Here is a 16,168-nt window from a genome sequence, read left to right on the forward strand (position 1 = left end):
CTCAAGAGAACTATTTTTATTTAGAAGGGGAAAATTATGGATAAACCGATGTTGATTTTTAAACGCTTTGGGCACCAGGTTCACCTGATGGTGCAGAAAGAAGCCAAACGCTGTGGTATTGAATTTATGGGTGGACCGCAAGGGCAGGTCCTGAGATTTTTAGATCGTCGTGAGCAAGACCAGGATCTGGTTTTGATTAAGGATATTGAACAAGAACTCAATGTCACCAAGTCCGTTGCTAGTAATTTAGTCAAGCGTATGGTACAAAATGGTTTGGTCGAGTTAGAGGTCAGTCCAAGTGATAAACGAGCAAAATTTGTTCGTTTGACCGACAAATCACGATCGCAGATGCAAGAAGTTAAGGCGTTTTTTGATCAGATTGATCAGAGTCTGCTAGACGGGGTTTCAAAGTCTGACTTGGCAATCTTTGAAAAGGTACTCGGGCAATTGCAAGCAAATGTTGAGAAGATAGGAGGAGAGAATGAAGAAACTCGCTAAACGTATTACAGGAAAAGAGTGGGGGATGATAATCCTTACGCTTCTTTTCACTTGTTTCTCGGTCTATCTCGAGTTAGAGGTGCCGACCTATATTTCACAAATTACAGAATTACTCGGAACATCTGGAACGCAGTTGGGTGAACTCTGGTCACCAGCTGCGAAGATGATTGGTTTGTCTTTATTGGCTTTCTTTTCATCTGTTATGGTTGGTTTCTTTGCCGCTCGCGTTGCAGCATCCTATACAACCCATCTACGTAGAGACGTATTTCATCGCGTTTTAGATTTTTCGCAGACAGAAATCAAGCGCTTTTCAATCCCAAGTCTTTTGACTCGGACGACCAATGATATTACCCAGGTACAGATGCTCTTTACCATGGGCTTGCAGGTGGTTACTCGTGGGCCAATTATGGCTATCTGGGCCATTGGAAAAATCCTTGGGAAATCGGAATACTGGCTCTGGGCGGTCGTTGTAGCTGTTATTGTCAATGTCTTGATGACCACCGTTCTTATGACTCTGGCCTTTCCAAAACAATCGGTCATCCAAAAATTGACAGATAAACTCAATAGCATCACTCGTGAAAGTTTGACTGGGATTCGAGTTGTTCGCGCATACAATGCCGAGGATTACCAAGATAAGAAATTTGAAGCAGCCAACGATGAGGTAACGCGTCTCAATCTCTTTGTCAATCGATTGATGGCGATTATGAACCCGATTATGATGGGGATTTCCAGTGGATTAAGTTTAGCCATTTACTGGATTGGTGCCTATATCATCAACGATGCAAGTGTGACAGAACGTCTGCCACTCTTTAGTGATATGGTGGTCTTCATGTCCTATGCTATGCAGGTCGTAATGGGATTCCTTCTCATGGGAGCACTCTTTATCGTTCTTCCTCGTACCTTGGTTTCGGCAGGACGTATCAATCAAGTATTGGATCTGCATTCTTCTATTGAAAATCCTAGTCATGCACAGACAGCGGATCCTTCAGTTCAAGGACAAGTGGAATTCCGTGATGTGACTTTCCGCTACTCTAAAAACTCTGAAGCAGTCGTGGAACATGTCACTTTCAAAGCAGAAGCGGGTCAAACCGTGGCTTTCATCGGATCGACTGGATCAGGTAAATCTACGCTTGTCAACCTCTTGCCACGTTTTTATGATGTTTCAGATGGAGAAATCCTAGTGGACGGAGTTAATGTTCAAGATTACGATTTGGAAGATTTGCGCAATAAGGTCGGCTATATTCCACAAAAAGCTGTCCTCTTTTCTGGAGATGTCAAGGAGAACTTAGACTTTGGTAAGAGCAAAGAAACTCCTCTAAGCGAAGCTGCTATGTGGCAAGCTCTAGAATTGGCCCAGTCTAAAAGCTTCATCGAGGATAAGGAAGCAGGACTTGCATCAGAAGTGGCCCAAGGCGGAACCAACTTCTCAGGAGGTCAAAGACAGCGTTTGGCCATTGCGCGTGCCTTGGCTCGTAAACCAGAGATTCTCATCTTTGATGACTCTTTCTCAGCCTTGGACTACAAGACAGATCGTGTCCTGCGCCAAGAGCTAGCTCAGAAAACAAAATCCATGACCAAGCTCATCGTAGCGCAGCGGATTTCTACCATTATGGATGCTGACCTGATCTTAGTATTGGATCAAGGAAAAGTCGTGGGACAAGGCACCCACAAGGAACTTCTAGCTACCAACGAAGTCTACCAAGAAATTGCCTACTCACAACTATCGAAGGAGGAATTGGAACATGGAAAATAAAAAAGTGTCGTTCTGGAAACAGTGCAAACCTTATATGGCAGGCCTCCAACTCCCTCTTCTAATAGCAGTTGTGGCTGCAGTCATTTCAAGCATCATTACTGTTTATGGGCCAACTAAGATTAAAGAAATTACTAACTTGATTTCAGATGGTTTGGCTACAGAAATCAACTTGGTAGCTGTATCAAACATTGCTGGATTTTTAGTTGTCCTATATGTATTTGGAGCTATCCTTAACTATACACAGGCCTATATCTTTTCAACGAGCATTCAGCATTTTTCAAAACGCTTGCGGACGGCTATCGCTGAAAAGATTAATCGTTTGCCACTTGGCTATTTTGACCGTCATTCACAAGGAGATACCCTTTCGCGCGTGACCAATGATGTGGATACAGCAGCGCAATCTCTCAACCAAAGTCTTGGGACAGTTCTTTCAGCTAGTTTCTTGTTGATTGCTGTCTTGGTGACCATGTTTGAGATGAACTGGATTTTGGCATTGGTAACAGTTGTATCAACCCTTGTTGGTTTTGCGGCGGTTTCCGTAATCATGGCCAAGTCACAGGGTTATTTTAAAGCTCAACAAAATAATCTAGCGGCCGTCAATGGTTATGTGGAAGAGATGTACTCTGGCCATAATGTAGTGACCAGCTACAACGCTGTGAACACCTCCAAAGCAAGATTTGCAGGTTTAAATCAAGACTTGCATGATAGTATCTGGAAATCTCAGTTTATCTCTGGTATCATGATGCCAGCTATGTTCTTTGTTGGAAACTTTAGTTATGTATTAGTCATCATCGTTGGAGCTGCGCTGGCGTTAGAAGGGCATATCACAATAGGGATTATTGTAGCCTTTATGGTTTACGTACGGACCTTCTCCCAACCTCTGTCACAGATTGCCCAAGGGATTACGAGCCTGCAACAAGCGAGTGCAGCCATGACTCGTGTATTAGAATTTCTAGCTGAAGCAGAGATGCAGGATGAATCTCATAAGAACAGACAATTGGCCCATATGAAAGGGGAAGTGGTTTTTGATCACGTGTCCTTTGGCTATATACCAGAGCGCACCATCATCCATGACTTTTCTGCGACGGCTCATGCAGGTCAGAAAGTCGCTATCGTTGGACCGACTGGGGCTGGTAAGACAACCATTGTCAATCTTTTGATGAAGTTCTATGAGATAGATAAGGGAAGTATCCGTATCGATGGTGTGGATACCAAGGACATGAAGCGTTCAGAAGTGCATGATGCCTTTTCTATGGTCTTGCAGGACACTTGGCTCTTTGAAGGAACGATTCGAGAGAACTTGATCTATAATCAGACAGACATCAGTGATGAACGAATGATGGAAGCCAGCAAGGCTGTGGGAATCCACCACTTTATCATGACTTTGCCAGATGGCTACGATACTGTTTTGGATGATACCGTGACCTTGTCTGTCGGACAGAAACAGCTCTTGACCATTGCTCGTGCCCTTCTCAAGGATGCACCGCTCTTGATTTTGGACGAGGCGACATCCTCAGTCGACACACGTACAGAGGAATTGATTCAAAAAGCCATGGACCGTTTGATGGAAGGACGCACATCCTTTGTCATTGCCCACCGCTTGTCAACCATCCGTAACGCTGACTTGATTCTGGTCATGAAAGATGGCAATATCATCGAACAAGGCAACCACGAGGAGCTGATGGCGCAAGGTGGCTTCTATGCTGACTTGTACAATAGTCAGTTTACAGAAGACGAAGCAGAAGAATAAATCAAAAGAAGGCTTGACGGCCTTCTTTTTCTTATTTATACTAGTACACATAGAAAGAGAGAAGTATGAGTCAGAAATTATACAATATGAAATTTGCTGCTGTCTACTCAGCCTTGATTGCAAAAGTTGAGCGAAAGGGTGGAAAGGCAGAGTCAGTTCACCAAGTGACCAGTTGGTTGACAGGGTATGAAGTGAGTGACGTTCTTGCTTGTCTGGATAGGGATGTTACTTACGGAGATTTTTTTCGCCAAGCACCTTATTATGTCCCTGAACGAATTGCGATTACAGGGAAGATTTGCGGTGTCCGTATTGAGGAAATTGATGACCCTCTGATGCAGGAAATACGTCGGTTGGACAAACTAGTGGATTGGCTTGCCAAGGGGAAAACATCTCAACAAGTTCTAGAAAAATATGAGAAACATAAATGAAAAATTATCAAGAATGGTATCAAAACATCAGCTCCAGACTAATCAGTCATTCCACCCTTTTATTTCTATTACGCAGTTTCAATCGCTTGATGACAGTCGCCATGCCCCTGGTCTACCTGACCTTGCTAGTCACCACTTACCTGCAACTAGGACTTGGGAAGCAAGTTGGGGTTTATGTGCTTATTCCTGCAACAGGTTTTATAATTTTGTCTCTTTTCCGTAAGAAAATCAATCATCCGCGCCCCTACGAAACTTGGGACATCCGTCCCCTGCTTGAAAAAGATAGTTCGGGACAGTCGATGCCCAGTCGCCATGTCTTTTCGGCAACTATCATCTCCATGGCCTGTCTGCATGCTAGTCTACCTGTTGGATTGGCATGCTTGCTCTTTTCAGTTTTGCTGGGGTTGGTGAGGGTTTTAGGGGGTGTTCATTATCCCAAGGATGTCTTGGTTGGCTATGCTTGTGGTCTGGTGTGGGGATTCCTTTTCTTCCTATTCTGATATGTAAGTCAAGCTAGTCCTACAACCACTTACTGCTTCAAATTCACCACTTGCTTTTTTGCCCTTGTTTTCCTATCCTAGCTTTGATATAGTAGAGTCAGAAAGGAGATTTGATGAAGTTACGAATTGAGATTGACGGCAATTTAGAGGAGACTGAAATTGTCATCAAGACCCCCAATTTGACAGATGAAATTGCAGACTTGCAACGACTCTTGCAAGAGTCAAAGGCTCCGAGGTTGACTTTTTACAAGGGGACAGGTGAATATTATCTAGACCTGTCAGAAATTCTCTTCTTTGAAACAGAAGGGAGCAAGATCTACGCTCATAACCAGAAGGAAGCCTATGAAGTTCGTCTCAAACTTTATGAGTTGGAGTCCATTTTGCCTCGTTATTTTATTCGAGTATCCAAGTCAACTATCGCAAACATCCGTCAGATTTACTCAGTGGACAAGTCCTTTTCAGGGACTGGCACCATTTCCTTTTATCAGACCCACAAGGAGGTTCATGTCTCACGACATTACCAATCCCTCCTAAAAGAAAATCTTAGAAACATGAGGTAAAAGACATGAAAAAGAAAGCATTTGGTATTGTTTTATTGGTTCTAGCGGCCTGGATTTTGCTGCAAGGAAACTTTGGAATTCCTTCTTTGGATGGTAAAATATGGCCTTTGATTGGTATCGCCTTTTTTGCCTACCAGTCAGTTGAAGCTTTGCTTCGTCGTCACCTGACATCAGCAGTGTTTACTGCTCTAGTAGCCTTAATGATTGCGAATCATTTTTATAACATTTTGCCTATCCCAAATCAGTCTTTATTTTGGGCTAGTATCTTAGCAGTGCTAGGTGTTGGCTATCTCACTCACTCAAGTAAGTTTTGGTATGGGAAAAAATGGTGGTACAATGGTGAGCGAACAGTCATCACGGATAAGGAAGTCGCTTTTGGTAGTGGAACCTTCTATAAACAAGATCAAGATCTTGTAGATGACCAAGTGGAAGTCGCTTTTGGTGACGCAAAAATCTACTATGATAACGCAGAGATGTTAGGTGATTTTGCCACTCTGAATATCGAAGTGGCTTTTGGTAATGCAACTGTCTATGTTCCACAACACTGGCGTGTCGATTTGAAAGTAGAAACCTCCTTTGGTGCAGCAAAAGCAGATGCTCCTGTAGCGCCAACTAACAAAACCTTGATTATTCGCGGGGAAGTTGCTTTTGGTAAACTTGGTGTTGTTTACGTCAAATAAAAAAATATTTTAATTCTCTTGATAAATTCAAGAAAGTGTGATAACATAGTACGGTATGTGGTGCTAGCACATCCGCTATATTAGATCTAATAGGAGGAAAACACAATGGCTAAAGTATGTTACTTTACAGGTCGTAAGACTGTATCAGGAAACAACCGTTCACACGCGATGAACCAAACAAAACGTGCCGTAAAACCAAACCTTCAAAAAGTTACTGTTCTTATCGATGGTAAACCTAAAAAAGTTTGGGCTTCAGCTCGTGCTTTGAAATCAGGTAAAGTTGAACGCGTTTAATAAAAATGAAAAGACCTAACTGGTCTTTTTCTTTTGCTCTATAGATAAAACCATTTGAAAAATAGAGTAAATATCCGCCGATACAGCATTCTGCTTTTACACTTGGAATGAAATATGATAAAATAGAGTATCAACTAGTTGAGGTAAAAAAAATGACTGTAAAAATTAATACAAAAGATGGTCAAATCGAACTGACAGATGAAGTGATTGCAACCGTTGTAGGTGGTGCAGCAACTGAGATTTTTGGTGTGGTCGGTATGGCTAGCAAAAATACCCTCAAAGATAATTTCCAAGCCCTTCTTGGTAAGGAAAATTATGCAAAAGGTGTTGTCGTGAAGGCAGCCGAGGATGGCAGTATTGCAGTTGATGTTTATACCGTCTTGAGCTACGGAACAAAGATTAGTGAAGTCTCAAAAAACATCCAAGAGCGTGTTCGTTTTAGTTTGGAAAACCAACTAGGAATCACTGCTCAGACTGTGAATGTCTACATTCAAAATATCAAAGTTGTAGGAGAATAATCGTGTCAAAAATTACTACCAGCTTATTTCAAGAGATGGTGCAGGCTGCATCAACTCGTTTGAATAAGCAAGCAGAATATGTCAATTCATTAAACGTCTTTCCAGTTCCAGATGGAGATACTGGGACAAACATGGGAATGACCATCGAGAATGGTGCCAAAGAAGTAGCAGACAAGCCAGCTTCTACAGTTGGAGAAGTAGCGAGCATTCTTGCTAAGGGGCTCTTGATGGGTGCGCGTGGAAACTCAGGAGTTATCACGTCTCAACTTTTCCGTGGATTCTCCCAAGCTATCAAAGATAAAGATGAATTAACAGGTCAAGACTTGGCTCTTGCTTTCCAATCTGGTGTCGAAGTAGCCTACAAGGCGGTTATGAAACCAGTTGAGGGAACTATTTTGACAGTTTCTCGTGGAGCAGCTATCGGTGCCAAGAAAAAAGCTGAGGAGACAGATGATGCTGTTGAGGTCATGCGTGCGGCCTTGGAAGGTGCTAAGAGAGCTCTAGCTAAGACACCGGAAATGCTTCCAGTTCTTAAGGAGGTTGGTGTGGTAGACTCAGGCGGTCAAGGTTTGGTCTTCATCTATGAAGGTTTCCTTTCAGCACTCACTGGTGAATACAGCGCTTCTGAGGACTTTGTAGCAACTCCTGCCAACATGAGTGAAATGATTAATGCAGAGCACCACAAGTCTGTAGCAGGTCATGTGGCAACAGAAGATATCACTTTTGGTTACTGTACTGAGATTATGGTTGCTCTCAAACAAGGTCCAACTTATGCCAAAGATTTTGATTATGATGAATTCCGTAACTACTTGAATGAACTTGGGGACTCGCTCCTTGTTGTCAACGATGATGAAATCGTCAAAGTCCACGTCCATACAGAAGATCCAGGTCTTGTTATGCAAGAAGGGCTTAAATATGGTAGCTTGGTCAAGGTTAAAGTGGACAACATGCGCAACCAACACGAAGCACAAGTTGAAAAAGAAGCAGCACAAGTCAGCAAGCCAGCTGAAGAGAAGGAATATGCCCTTATCGCAGTAGTAGCTGGTCAAGGCTTGGCAGATATCTTCCGTGCTCAAGGTGTGGATTATGTCATCGAAGGTGGTCAAACGATGAATCCTTCAACAGAGGACTTTATCAAGGCTGTTGAGCAAGTTAATGCTCGTAACATCATCTTCTTGCCAAACAACAAAAATATCTTTATGGCAGCTCAATCTGCCGCAGAGGTATTGGAACAACCAGCTGTTGTGGTAGAAGCACGTACAATTCCTCAAGGGTTGACCAGTCTTCTTGCCTTTGATCCAAGCAAATCAATCGAAGAAAACAAAGAACGCATGACTGCAGCCCTTGGTGATGTCATCAGCGGTAGTGTAACGACTGCCGTTCGCGACACAACTATCGATGGCTTGGAAATTCATGAAAATGACAATCTTGGTATGGTAGATGGCAAAATCCTTGTGTCAAACCCTGACATGCACCAAACCTTGACTGAAACATTGAAACACATGCTAAACGAAGATAGTGAAATCGTGACTTTCTATGTCGGTGAAGACGGAAGCGAAGAACTTGCCAATGAAATTGCCCAAGAAATCGCAGAAGAATTCGAAGACGTTGAAGTCGAAATCCACCAAGGACAACAACCAGTTTACCCATATCTTTTCAGTGTGGAATAAAAATTTAATAGATTAAAAAGAAAGTTGATTTTGCAACTTTCTTTTTTTATGACATTTGTCATATTTCCCAGTGACAGAAGCATCTAGCTCCGCCAACTTCAAAAGACTATAATTGAAGTAGAAACTGGAGGAAGAAGAAATGAAAAATAAAATGATTATCGCAGTGAGTTTAGTAGCAGCGGGAGTTATGACCTATCTCATGTTTTCAGGATTGGATGAGGGTTTCTATCATTTTCCTTGGGAGCTCTTTGCTGGCTTTGGAATGATGTCTTGGCTTGTCAGAGAAGGTTTGAAATTATTCAGAGATGTGAAAAAGGAGTTTGAGGAATGAAAAAAACAATCATCTATTTCTTTATCGGCCTGTCACTCTTGGTATGGTTAGTGGAAATGTTTACTGGTTGGTTTGACCAAACCTTGCTTCGCCAATTCATTCGTGGTGCTTGGGGTTTTGGATTTATGATTTTCGTTGTTTTCCCTATGGGAATGGAGTGGTTGAAAGGAGAATCTCATGACTGTGATTAAAGTTGAGAAATTGAGTAAGAAAATAAAAGACAAGGAGATCTTGCGGAACATCTCTTTTGAAATCCACCATGGTGAATGTGTCGCCTTGATCGGGCCTAACGGAGCAGGTAAAACAACCTTGATTGATTGCCTCTTGGGCGACAAGTTCATGAGCTCAGGTCAGATAGCCATTCAAGGGTTTGCACCAACAGATCCTCGATTAAAGCAGCTTATTTCTGTCTTGCCTCAAGAAAATGCAGTTGTTCAAAGCTTGAAAGTGAAAGAACTTCTATCATTTTTCAAGTCACTTTATCCCGACAGTCTCTCAGACAAAGAAATTGATGACTTGCTGAGATTCTCAGACAAGCAGAAAAATCAGCTAGCGGGCAAGTTGTCTGGTGGGCAAAAACGTTTGTTCTCTTTTGTGTTGGCTTTAATCGGTCGTCCGAAAATTCTATTTTTAGACGAGCCAACTGCTGCCATGGATACCTCGACACGTCAGCATTTTTGGGAAATTGTCAATCAGTTAAAGAAAAATGGTGTGACCATTGTCTATTCTTCTCACTATATCGAAGAGGTGGAGCATACGGCTGACCGCATTTTGGTCCTCCACAAGGGAGAATTGATTCGCGATACGACGCCTTATGCCATGCGTGGTGAAGAACAAGAAAAACACTTTACGGTACCTCTAACTTATCAGGATTTTGTCAGTACCCTGACTATGGTTCAAGAGATTGAAATCAAGCAAAATGCTCTTTCCTTCACAACCAAAGAAGCCAGCCAGGTATGGAAAGTCTTGCAAGAACAGGGTTGCACGATCGAAGAAATTGAAGTTCGGAATCGAACTCTCTTAGACAGTATCTTCGAAACGACTCAAGACTAAAGGAGATTGACGATGAAAAATATGACAAGTCTCATGAAAGTGGAAATCATTCTGATGAAACGGCAAGCTGTCTACTACTTGCTGTCCATCGGACTCCCAAGTGTGTTTTACCTTATTTTTTCTGGTATGATGTCAGGCTCAGACATTCCAGAAATTGCTCTTCAAGCCTATCTTTTTGCCATGACGCTCTTTAGTATCATGTCAAGCGCCTTTTTCAGCATCCCTAGCACACTCGAGTCTGATAAGACAAACAACTGGCAAAAATTGATTCAACATTCTCCCGTATCTATGGTAGAATATTATGTATCAAAACTGTTCAGTACCCTACTGACTTTCTTGTTATCAATTATTGTTGTCTTTTCGGTTGGTCATTTTGTCCGTGGAGTGACTCTTCCTTGGCTTGATTGGTTGGTGATTGGAGTTATGTTGCTGGTCGGAAGCGTGGTCTTTATCAGCATGGGTGTCTTGGTGAGTTTGCTTCCCAGTGCTCAATTGATGACGGTGATTGGAAATATTGCCTATATCGCTTTGGCTGTCCTAGGTGGACTCTGGTTCCCTTTGAGTTCCTTCCCAGAATGGCTCCAATCCATTGGAAAACTGACCCCAACCTATCAACTGATGCAGGTCGTCTCTACTTATTTGGAGCACCACGAGTTTAACATTCTTGCCGCCTTGGTTGTACTAGGTTATACAGTTTTCTTTGGTGTATTGGTCATTCAACTGAAAAAACGGATTGAGGTAAAATAAATTGTTGGAAAAATTAAAAAACACGCATTATATGTTTCATATTTCAATAGTGTTTATCATCTTTCCTATAGCGGGTGTCATCGTTGGAGAGTACCCGCTTTTAACCTTGTTATGGACTTTACTATTTGTCCTTGCCTTCTACTCGGTTTTAATCAGTCAGAATCGCACCGTGCAGTGGCTGGCTTGGTGGATCATGCTTGCCTACATTTTTTACAGTTCCATCTGGCTAAATGCGAGCTTCGCTTGGTTTATCTTTTATTTATCTAATCTCCTTATTTATGAGCTGGATGAGATTTCTTTTCACTCTTGGCGTTTTGTCAGTTTTATTGTCTTGCAACCCTTGATTTTGACAGGCATTTATATGGTTGATCAAGTTAGTCCCTGGCACCTCCTCTTTTTCTTGGTGACCTTTATCGTTTCTGATGCCTTGACCTTCGGTCTTTATCGTATTCAGGTATCTGAACAGATAAAAGAAGAAAAGATGAAACAAAATGCCAAGCTCAGTCTTTTCTTAGCTGAAAATGAACGCAGTCGTATCGGGCAGGATCTCCATGACAGCCTAGGTCATACCTTTGCTATGCTGAGTGTGAAGACGGACCTTGCCCTCCAGCTACTTCAAATGCAAGCCTATCCTCAAGTGGAAAAAGAATTAAAAGAAATTCATCAGATCAGTAAAGAATCCATGAGTGAAGTTCGTACCATCATTGAAAATCTTAAAACCAGAACCCTTGCCTCCGAGTTTGTGACTGTTAAAAAAATGCTGGAAATTGCAGGAATTGAAACGGAAATCAATCACCAACTAGATGCTGCTAGCTTAACTCAGGAATTGGAGTCAACGGCTTCCATGATTTTGCTTGAATTGGTGACCAATATCATCAAACATGCCAAAGCGTCTAAAGCCTACTTAAAATTAGAACGAACAGAGAAAGAACTCGTTTTAACAGTGAGAGATGATGGCTGTGGCTTTTTTTCTCTAAAGGGGGATGAACTCCATACTGTCCGAGATCGTGTCCTTCCTTTTTCTGGAGAAGTAAAGGTGATCAGTCAGAAACATCCAACTGAAGTGCAGGTTCGACTACCTTATAAGGAGAGAAACTAAGATGAAACTACTTGTTGCAGAAGATCAAAGTATGTTGCGAGATGCTATGTGCCAGTTGCTTACCTTCCAACCAGATGTAGATTCTGTCCTACAAGCTAAGGATGGCCAAGAAGCAATCCAACTCTTAGAAAAAGAGACTGTCGATATTGCCATCCTTGATGTAGAAATGCCTGTTAAGACAGGCCTCGAAGTCTTGGAGTGGATACGAGCAGAAAAGCTAGAAACAAAGGTAGTTGTAGTAACGACCTTCAAGCGCCCCGGCTATTTTGAACGCGCGATTAAGGCTGGAGTGGATGCCTATGTCTTGAAAGAAAGAAGCATTGCAGACCTCATGCAAACCTTGCACACTGTTCTCGAAGGGCGCAAGGAGTATTCGCCTGAATTGATGGAAGTGGTGATGACGCATCCCAATCCATTGACAGAACAAGAGATTGCTGTCTTAAAGGGAATCGCTCAGGGCTTGTCTAACCAAGAAATCGCAGACCAACTCTATCTATCAAATGGAACCGTCCGAAACTATGTCACCAATATTCTTTCGAAACTAGATGCTGGTAATCGAACAGAGGCAGCCAACATTGCAAAAGAATCTGGTTGGCTTTGATAAGAAGGGTTAAACAATTCCGAAACGATAACTTGAATCGAAGGAAATCCATACTAGAAAGGAGGAGGCAAATCGCCTCCTTTTCTGGTTTAGAAAAGCGGTGAAAGCTAGTGTCAAAGAGTTAAAAGATCAGAATAAAAATGAAAAATATCTTGACAATGAAGGAAAAATTGTGTTACAATAATAGACGGTACTTTTTACTTTTGGTCTCTCAAAAGTGTACAGGGACGTGCTGACAAATGTTGCAAAAGTACACACAGATGGTAGCTGTCACCAAGTGTATCATCACCAAAAATAAAAAAACACAGGAGAATGTAGATGCCTACAATTAACCAATTGGTTCGCAAACCGCGTAAATCAAAAGTAGAAAAATCTAAATCACCAGCTTTGAACGTTGGTTACAACAGTCATAAAAAAGTTCAAACAAACGTTTCTTCACCACAAAAACGTGGTGTTGCAACTCGTGTAGGAACAATGACACCTAAAAAACCTAACTCAGCCCTTCGTAAATTCGCTCGTGTACGTTTGAGCAACCTTATCGAAGTTACTGCCTACATCCCAGGTATCGGACACAACTTGCAAGAGCACAGCGTGGTGCTTCTTCGTGGTGGACGTGTAAAAGACCTTCCAGGGGTACGTTACCATATCGTCCGTGGTGCACTTGATACTGCAGGTGTTAACGATCGTAAACAAGGCCGTTCTAAATACGGTACTAAACGTCCAAAAGCATAAGGAAAGGGGATAAAGAGAAATGAGTCGTAAAAATAGAGCTCCAAAACGTGACGTATTGCCAGATCCGCTTTACAATTCACAACTAGTTACTCGTCTTATCAACCGCGTTATGCTTGATGGTAAACGTGGTACAGCTGCTTCAATCGTTTACGGTGCTTTTGAGCAAATCAAAGAAGCTACTGGAAACGATGCACTTGAAGTATTTGAAACAGCTATGGAAAACATCATGCCTGTACTTGAAGTACGTGCACGTCGTGTTGGTGGATCTAACTACCAAGTCCCAGTTGAAGTTCGTCCAGAACGTCGTACAACACTTGGACTTCGTTGGTTGGTAACCATCGCTCGCCTTCGTGGTGAACACACAATGCAAGACCGTCTTGCTAAAGAAATCTTGGACGCTGCTAACAACACTGGTGCAGCAGTTAAGAAACGTGAAGACACTCACCGTATGGCTGAAGCTAACCGTGCCTTCGCACACTTCCGTTGGTAAGATTAAGATACTAAGGGCGTTAAAAAAGTGACTGAAAATTAGGAAGCTTGACGAAGAATCAACGATTCTAGGAGAGCTTATCTATTTTCCGAGCTTTTAGCCCGAGTTCAATTCAACTTACCAGCTCGTAAGTTGAAACCAACAAAAACAAGATAAACATTGAGAACGGGTAGGTCCTGCCTATCCGTTTTTTCTAAATAATGTTATAATAGATTGTAAAATAAAAAATAGGAGAAACTAACCTCATGGCACGCGAATTTTCACTTGAAAAAACTCGTAATATCGGTATCATGGCTCACGTCGATGCTGGTAAAACAACAACTACTGAGCGTATTCTTTACTACACTGGTAAAATCCACAAAATCGGTGAAACTCACGAAGGTGCGTCACAAATGGACTGGATGGAGCAAGAGCAAGAACGTGGTATCACTATCACATCTGCTGCGACAACAGCTCAATGGAACAACCACCGCGTAAACATCATCGACACACCAGGACACGTGGACTTCACAATCGAAGTACAACGTTCTCTTCGTGTATTGGACGGTGCGGTTACTGTTCTTGACTCACAATCAGGTGTTGAGCCTCAAACTGAAACAGTTTGGCGTCAAGCAACTGAGTACGGAGTTCCACGTATCGTATTTGCCAACAAAATGGACAAAATCGGTGCTGACTTCCTTTACTCAGTAAGCACACTTCACGACCGTCTTCAAGCAAACGCACACCCAATCCAATTGCCAATCGGTGCTGAAGATGACTTCCGTGGTATCATCGACTTGATCAAGATGAAAGCTGAAATCTATACTAACGATCTTGGTACAGATATCCTTGAAGAAGATATTCCAGCTGAATACCTTGACCAAGCTCAAGAATACCGTGAAAAATTGATCGAAGCAGTTGCTGAAACTGACGAAGAATTGATGATGAAATACCTCGAAGGTGAAGAAATCACTAACGAAGAATTGAAAGCTGGTATCCGTAAAGCGACTATCAACGTTGAATTCTTCCCAGTATTGTGTGGTTCAGCCTTCAAGAACAAGGGTGTTCAATTGATGCTTGATGCAGTTATCGACTACCTTCCAAGCCCACTTGATATCCCAGCAATCAAAGGTATCAACCCAGATACAGACGAAGAAGAAACTCGTCCAGCATCTGACGAAGAGCCATTTGCAGCTCTTGCCTTCAAGATCATGACAGACCCATTCGTAGGTCGTTTGACATTCTTCCGTGTTTACTCAGGTGTTCTTCAATCAGGTTCTTATGTATTGAACACTTCTAAAGGTAAACGTGAACGTATCGGACGTATCCTTCAAATGCACGCTAACAGCCGTCAAGAAATCGACACTGTTTACTCAGGTGACATCGCTGCTGCCGTTGGTTTGAAAGATACTACAACTGGTGACTCATTGACAGATGAAAAAGCTAAAATCATCCTTGAGTCAATCAACGTTCCAGAACCAGTTATCCAATTGATGGTTGAGCCAAAATCTAAAGCTGACCAAGATAAGATGGGTATCGCCCTTCAAAAATTGGCTGAAGAAGATCCAACATTCCGCGTTGAAACAAACGTTGAAACTGGTGAAACAGTTATTTCAGGTATGGGTGAGCTTCACCTTGACGTCCTTGTTGACCGTATGCGTCGTGAGTTCAAAGTTGAAGCGAACGTAGGTGCTCCTCAAGTATCTTACCGTGAAACATTCCGCGCTTCTACTCAAGCACGTGGATTCTTCAAACGTCAGTCTGGTGGTAAAGGTCAATTCGGTGATGTATGGATTGAATTTACTCCAAACGAAGAAGGTAAAGGATTCGAATTCGAAAACGCAATCGTCGGTGGTGTGGTTCCTCGTGAATTTATCCCAGCGGTTGAAAAAGGTTTGGTAGAATCTATGGCTAACGGTGTTCTTGCTGGTTACCCAATGGTTGACGTTAAAGCTAAGCTTTACGATGGTTCATACCACGATGTCGACTCATCTGAAACTGCCTTCAAGATCGCGGCTTCACTTGCTCTTAAAGAAGCTGCTAAGACTGCACAACCAGCTATCCTTGAGCCAATGATGCTTGTAACCATCACTGTTCCTGAAGAGAACCTTGGTGATGTTATGGGTCACGTAACTGCTCGTCGTGGACGTGTAGATGGTATGGAAGCACACGGTAACAGCCAAATCGTTCGTGCTTACGTTCCACTTGCTGAAATGTTTGGTTACGCAACAGTTCTTCGTTCTGCATCTCAAGGACGTGGTACTTTCATGATGGTATTCGACCACTACGAAGATGTACCTAAGTCAGTACAAGAAGAAATCATTAAGAAAAACAAAGGTGAAGACTAATCAGTCCTCACTCTAGAAGGAAGTCACTTAGTGGCTTCCTTTTTATGTTCTATGTCAAGGAAGGTTAGAAAAATATACTCTAAACTAAATTTGGCAGTAATAAAATCGTTCAATTCCCTATTCATATTTATAAAAAT

The 16,168-nt window shown here is 42.3% G+C and carries 19 protein-coding genes; all 19 read left to right on the top strand.

The window, feature by feature from the left end; all coding sequences use genetic code 11:
• Positions 1–36 precede the first annotated feature (36 nt).
• The 19 genes from EJF26_RS08695 to fusA all read left to right on the top strand — a co-directional run bounded on the left by EJF26_RS08695 (position 37) and on the right by fusA (position 16,031).
• A complete protein-coding gene (locus EJF26_RS08695) occupies positions 37–498 on the top strand; it encodes a MarR family winged helix-turn-helix transcriptional regulator (protein ID WP_000360515.1) in 462 nt (153 codons plus the stop codon).
• The gene (locus EJF26_RS08700) at positions 482–2,251 is read left to right on the top strand and encodes an ABC transporter ATP-binding protein (RefSeq protein ID WP_000731795.1); all 1,770 of its coding nucleotides are present in this window, start codon (positions 482–484) and stop codon (positions 2,249–2,251) included. Before EJF26_RS08695 ends, EJF26_RS08700 begins: the two co-directional genes overlap by 17 nt.
• On the top strand, positions 2,241–4,001 hold the full coding sequence (locus EJF26_RS08705) for an ABC transporter ATP-binding protein (protein ID WP_000428380.1): 1,761 nt from the start codon (positions 2,241–2,243) through the stop codon (positions 3,999–4,001). The genes EJF26_RS08700 and EJF26_RS08705 overlap by 11 nt, the downstream gene beginning before the upstream one ends.
• 65 nt (positions 4,002–4,066) lie before the next feature.
• Positions 4,067–4,429 carry a DUF2200 domain-containing protein gene (locus EJF26_RS08710; protein ID WP_000078812.1) on the top strand — a complete coding sequence of 121 codons (363 nt, stop codon included), beginning with the start codon at positions 4,067–4,069 and terminating at the stop codon, positions 4,427–4,429.
• Positions 4,426–4,929, top strand: a complete 504-nt coding sequence (locus tag EJF26_RS08715) for a phosphatase PAP2 family protein (RefSeq protein WP_000800918.1) — start codon at positions 4,426–4,428, stop codon at positions 4,927–4,929. Before EJF26_RS08710 ends, EJF26_RS08715 begins: the two co-directional genes overlap by 4 nt.
• Positions 4,930–5,042: 113 nt before the next feature.
• The gene (locus EJF26_RS08720; RefSeq protein WP_000776585.1) at positions 5,043–5,489 is read left to right on the top strand and encodes a LytTR family DNA-binding domain-containing protein; all 447 of its coding nucleotides are present in this window, start codon (positions 5,043–5,045) and stop codon (positions 5,487–5,489) included.
• A 5-nt stretch (positions 5,490–5,494) separates the two neighbouring features.
• Positions 5,495–6,169, top strand: coding sequence for a LiaF transmembrane domain-containing protein (locus tag EJF26_RS08725; protein WP_000725735.1), 675 nt, complete (start codon positions 5,495–5,497; stop codon positions 6,167–6,169).
• A 105-nt stretch (positions 6,170–6,274) separates the two neighbouring features.
• Positions 6,275–6,463 carry a 50S ribosomal protein L28 gene (rpmB, locus tag EJF26_RS08730; RefSeq protein ID WP_001140948.1) on the top strand — a complete coding sequence of 63 codons (189 nt, stop codon included), beginning with the start codon at positions 6,275–6,277 and terminating at the stop codon, positions 6,461–6,463.
• 152 nt (positions 6,464–6,615) lie between these two features.
• Positions 6,616–6,981, top strand: a complete 366-nt coding sequence (locus EJF26_RS08735) for an Asp23/Gls24 family envelope stress response protein (RefSeq protein ID WP_000216441.1) — start codon at positions 6,616–6,618, stop codon at positions 6,979–6,981.
• A 2-nt stretch (positions 6,982–6,983) separates the two neighbouring features.
• The gene (locus EJF26_RS08740; RefSeq protein WP_000036653.1) at positions 6,984–8,651 is read left to right on the top strand and encodes a DAK2 domain-containing protein; all 1,668 of its coding nucleotides are present in this window, start codon (positions 6,984–6,986) and stop codon (positions 8,649–8,651) included.
• Between the two features lie 124 nt (positions 8,652–8,775).
• Complete coding sequence (locus tag EJF26_RS08745; protein WP_025168956.1) at positions 8,776–8,982, top strand: hypothetical protein; 207 nt, start codon at positions 8,776–8,778, stop codon at positions 8,980–8,982.
• Entirely contained in the window at positions 8,979–9,173 is a 195-nt protein-coding gene (locus EJF26_RS08750) for a hypothetical protein (protein ID WP_000750981.1), read from the top strand. The genes EJF26_RS08745 and EJF26_RS08750 overlap by 4 nt, the downstream gene beginning before the upstream one ends.
• Entirely contained in the window at positions 9,160–10,035 is an 876-nt protein-coding gene (locus tag EJF26_RS08755) for an ABC transporter ATP-binding protein (protein WP_000216037.1), read from the top strand. Before EJF26_RS08750 ends, EJF26_RS08755 begins: the two co-directional genes overlap by 14 nt.
• A gap of 12 nt (positions 10,036–10,047) precedes the next feature.
• Positions 10,048–10,782 carry an ABC transporter permease gene (locus EJF26_RS08760; RefSeq protein WP_000794223.1) on the top strand — a complete coding sequence of 245 codons (735 nt, stop codon included), beginning with the start codon at positions 10,048–10,050 and terminating at the stop codon, positions 10,780–10,782.
• 1 nt (position 10,783) lies between these two features.
• Positions 10,784–11,881: a sensor histidine kinase gene (locus tag EJF26_RS08765; protein ID WP_025168955.1), complete on the top strand. Its 1,098-nt coding sequence runs from the start codon at positions 10,784–10,786 to the stop codon at positions 11,879–11,881.
• Between the two features lies 1 nt (position 11,882).
• Positions 11,883–12,482 carry a response regulator transcription factor gene (locus tag EJF26_RS08770; protein ID WP_000772062.1) on the top strand — a complete coding sequence of 200 codons (600 nt, stop codon included), beginning with the start codon at positions 11,883–11,885 and terminating at the stop codon, positions 12,480–12,482.
• A gap of 318 nt (positions 12,483–12,800) precedes the next feature.
• A complete protein-coding gene (gene rpsL, locus EJF26_RS08780) occupies positions 12,801–13,214 on the top strand; it encodes a 30S ribosomal protein S12 (RefSeq protein ID WP_001142332.1) in 414 nt (137 codons plus the stop codon).
• Positions 13,215–13,233: 19 nt separating this feature from the next.
• The gene (rpsG, locus tag EJF26_RS08785; protein WP_000087873.1) at positions 13,234–13,704 is read left to right on the top strand and encodes a 30S ribosomal protein S7; all 471 of its coding nucleotides are present in this window, start codon (positions 13,234–13,236) and stop codon (positions 13,702–13,704) included.
• Positions 13,705–13,949: 245 nt separating this feature from the next.
• A complete protein-coding gene (gene fusA / locus EJF26_RS08790) occupies positions 13,950–16,031 on the top strand; it encodes an elongation factor G (RefSeq protein WP_000090331.1) in 2,082 nt (693 codons plus the stop codon).
• Positions 16,032–16,168 lie beyond the last annotated feature (137 nt).

Source organism: Streptococcus oralis subsp. dentisani (assembly GCF_007475365.1).
GTDB classification, from domain to species: Bacteria; Bacillota; Bacilli; order Lactobacillales; family Streptococcaceae; genus Streptococcus; species Streptococcus mitis_AX.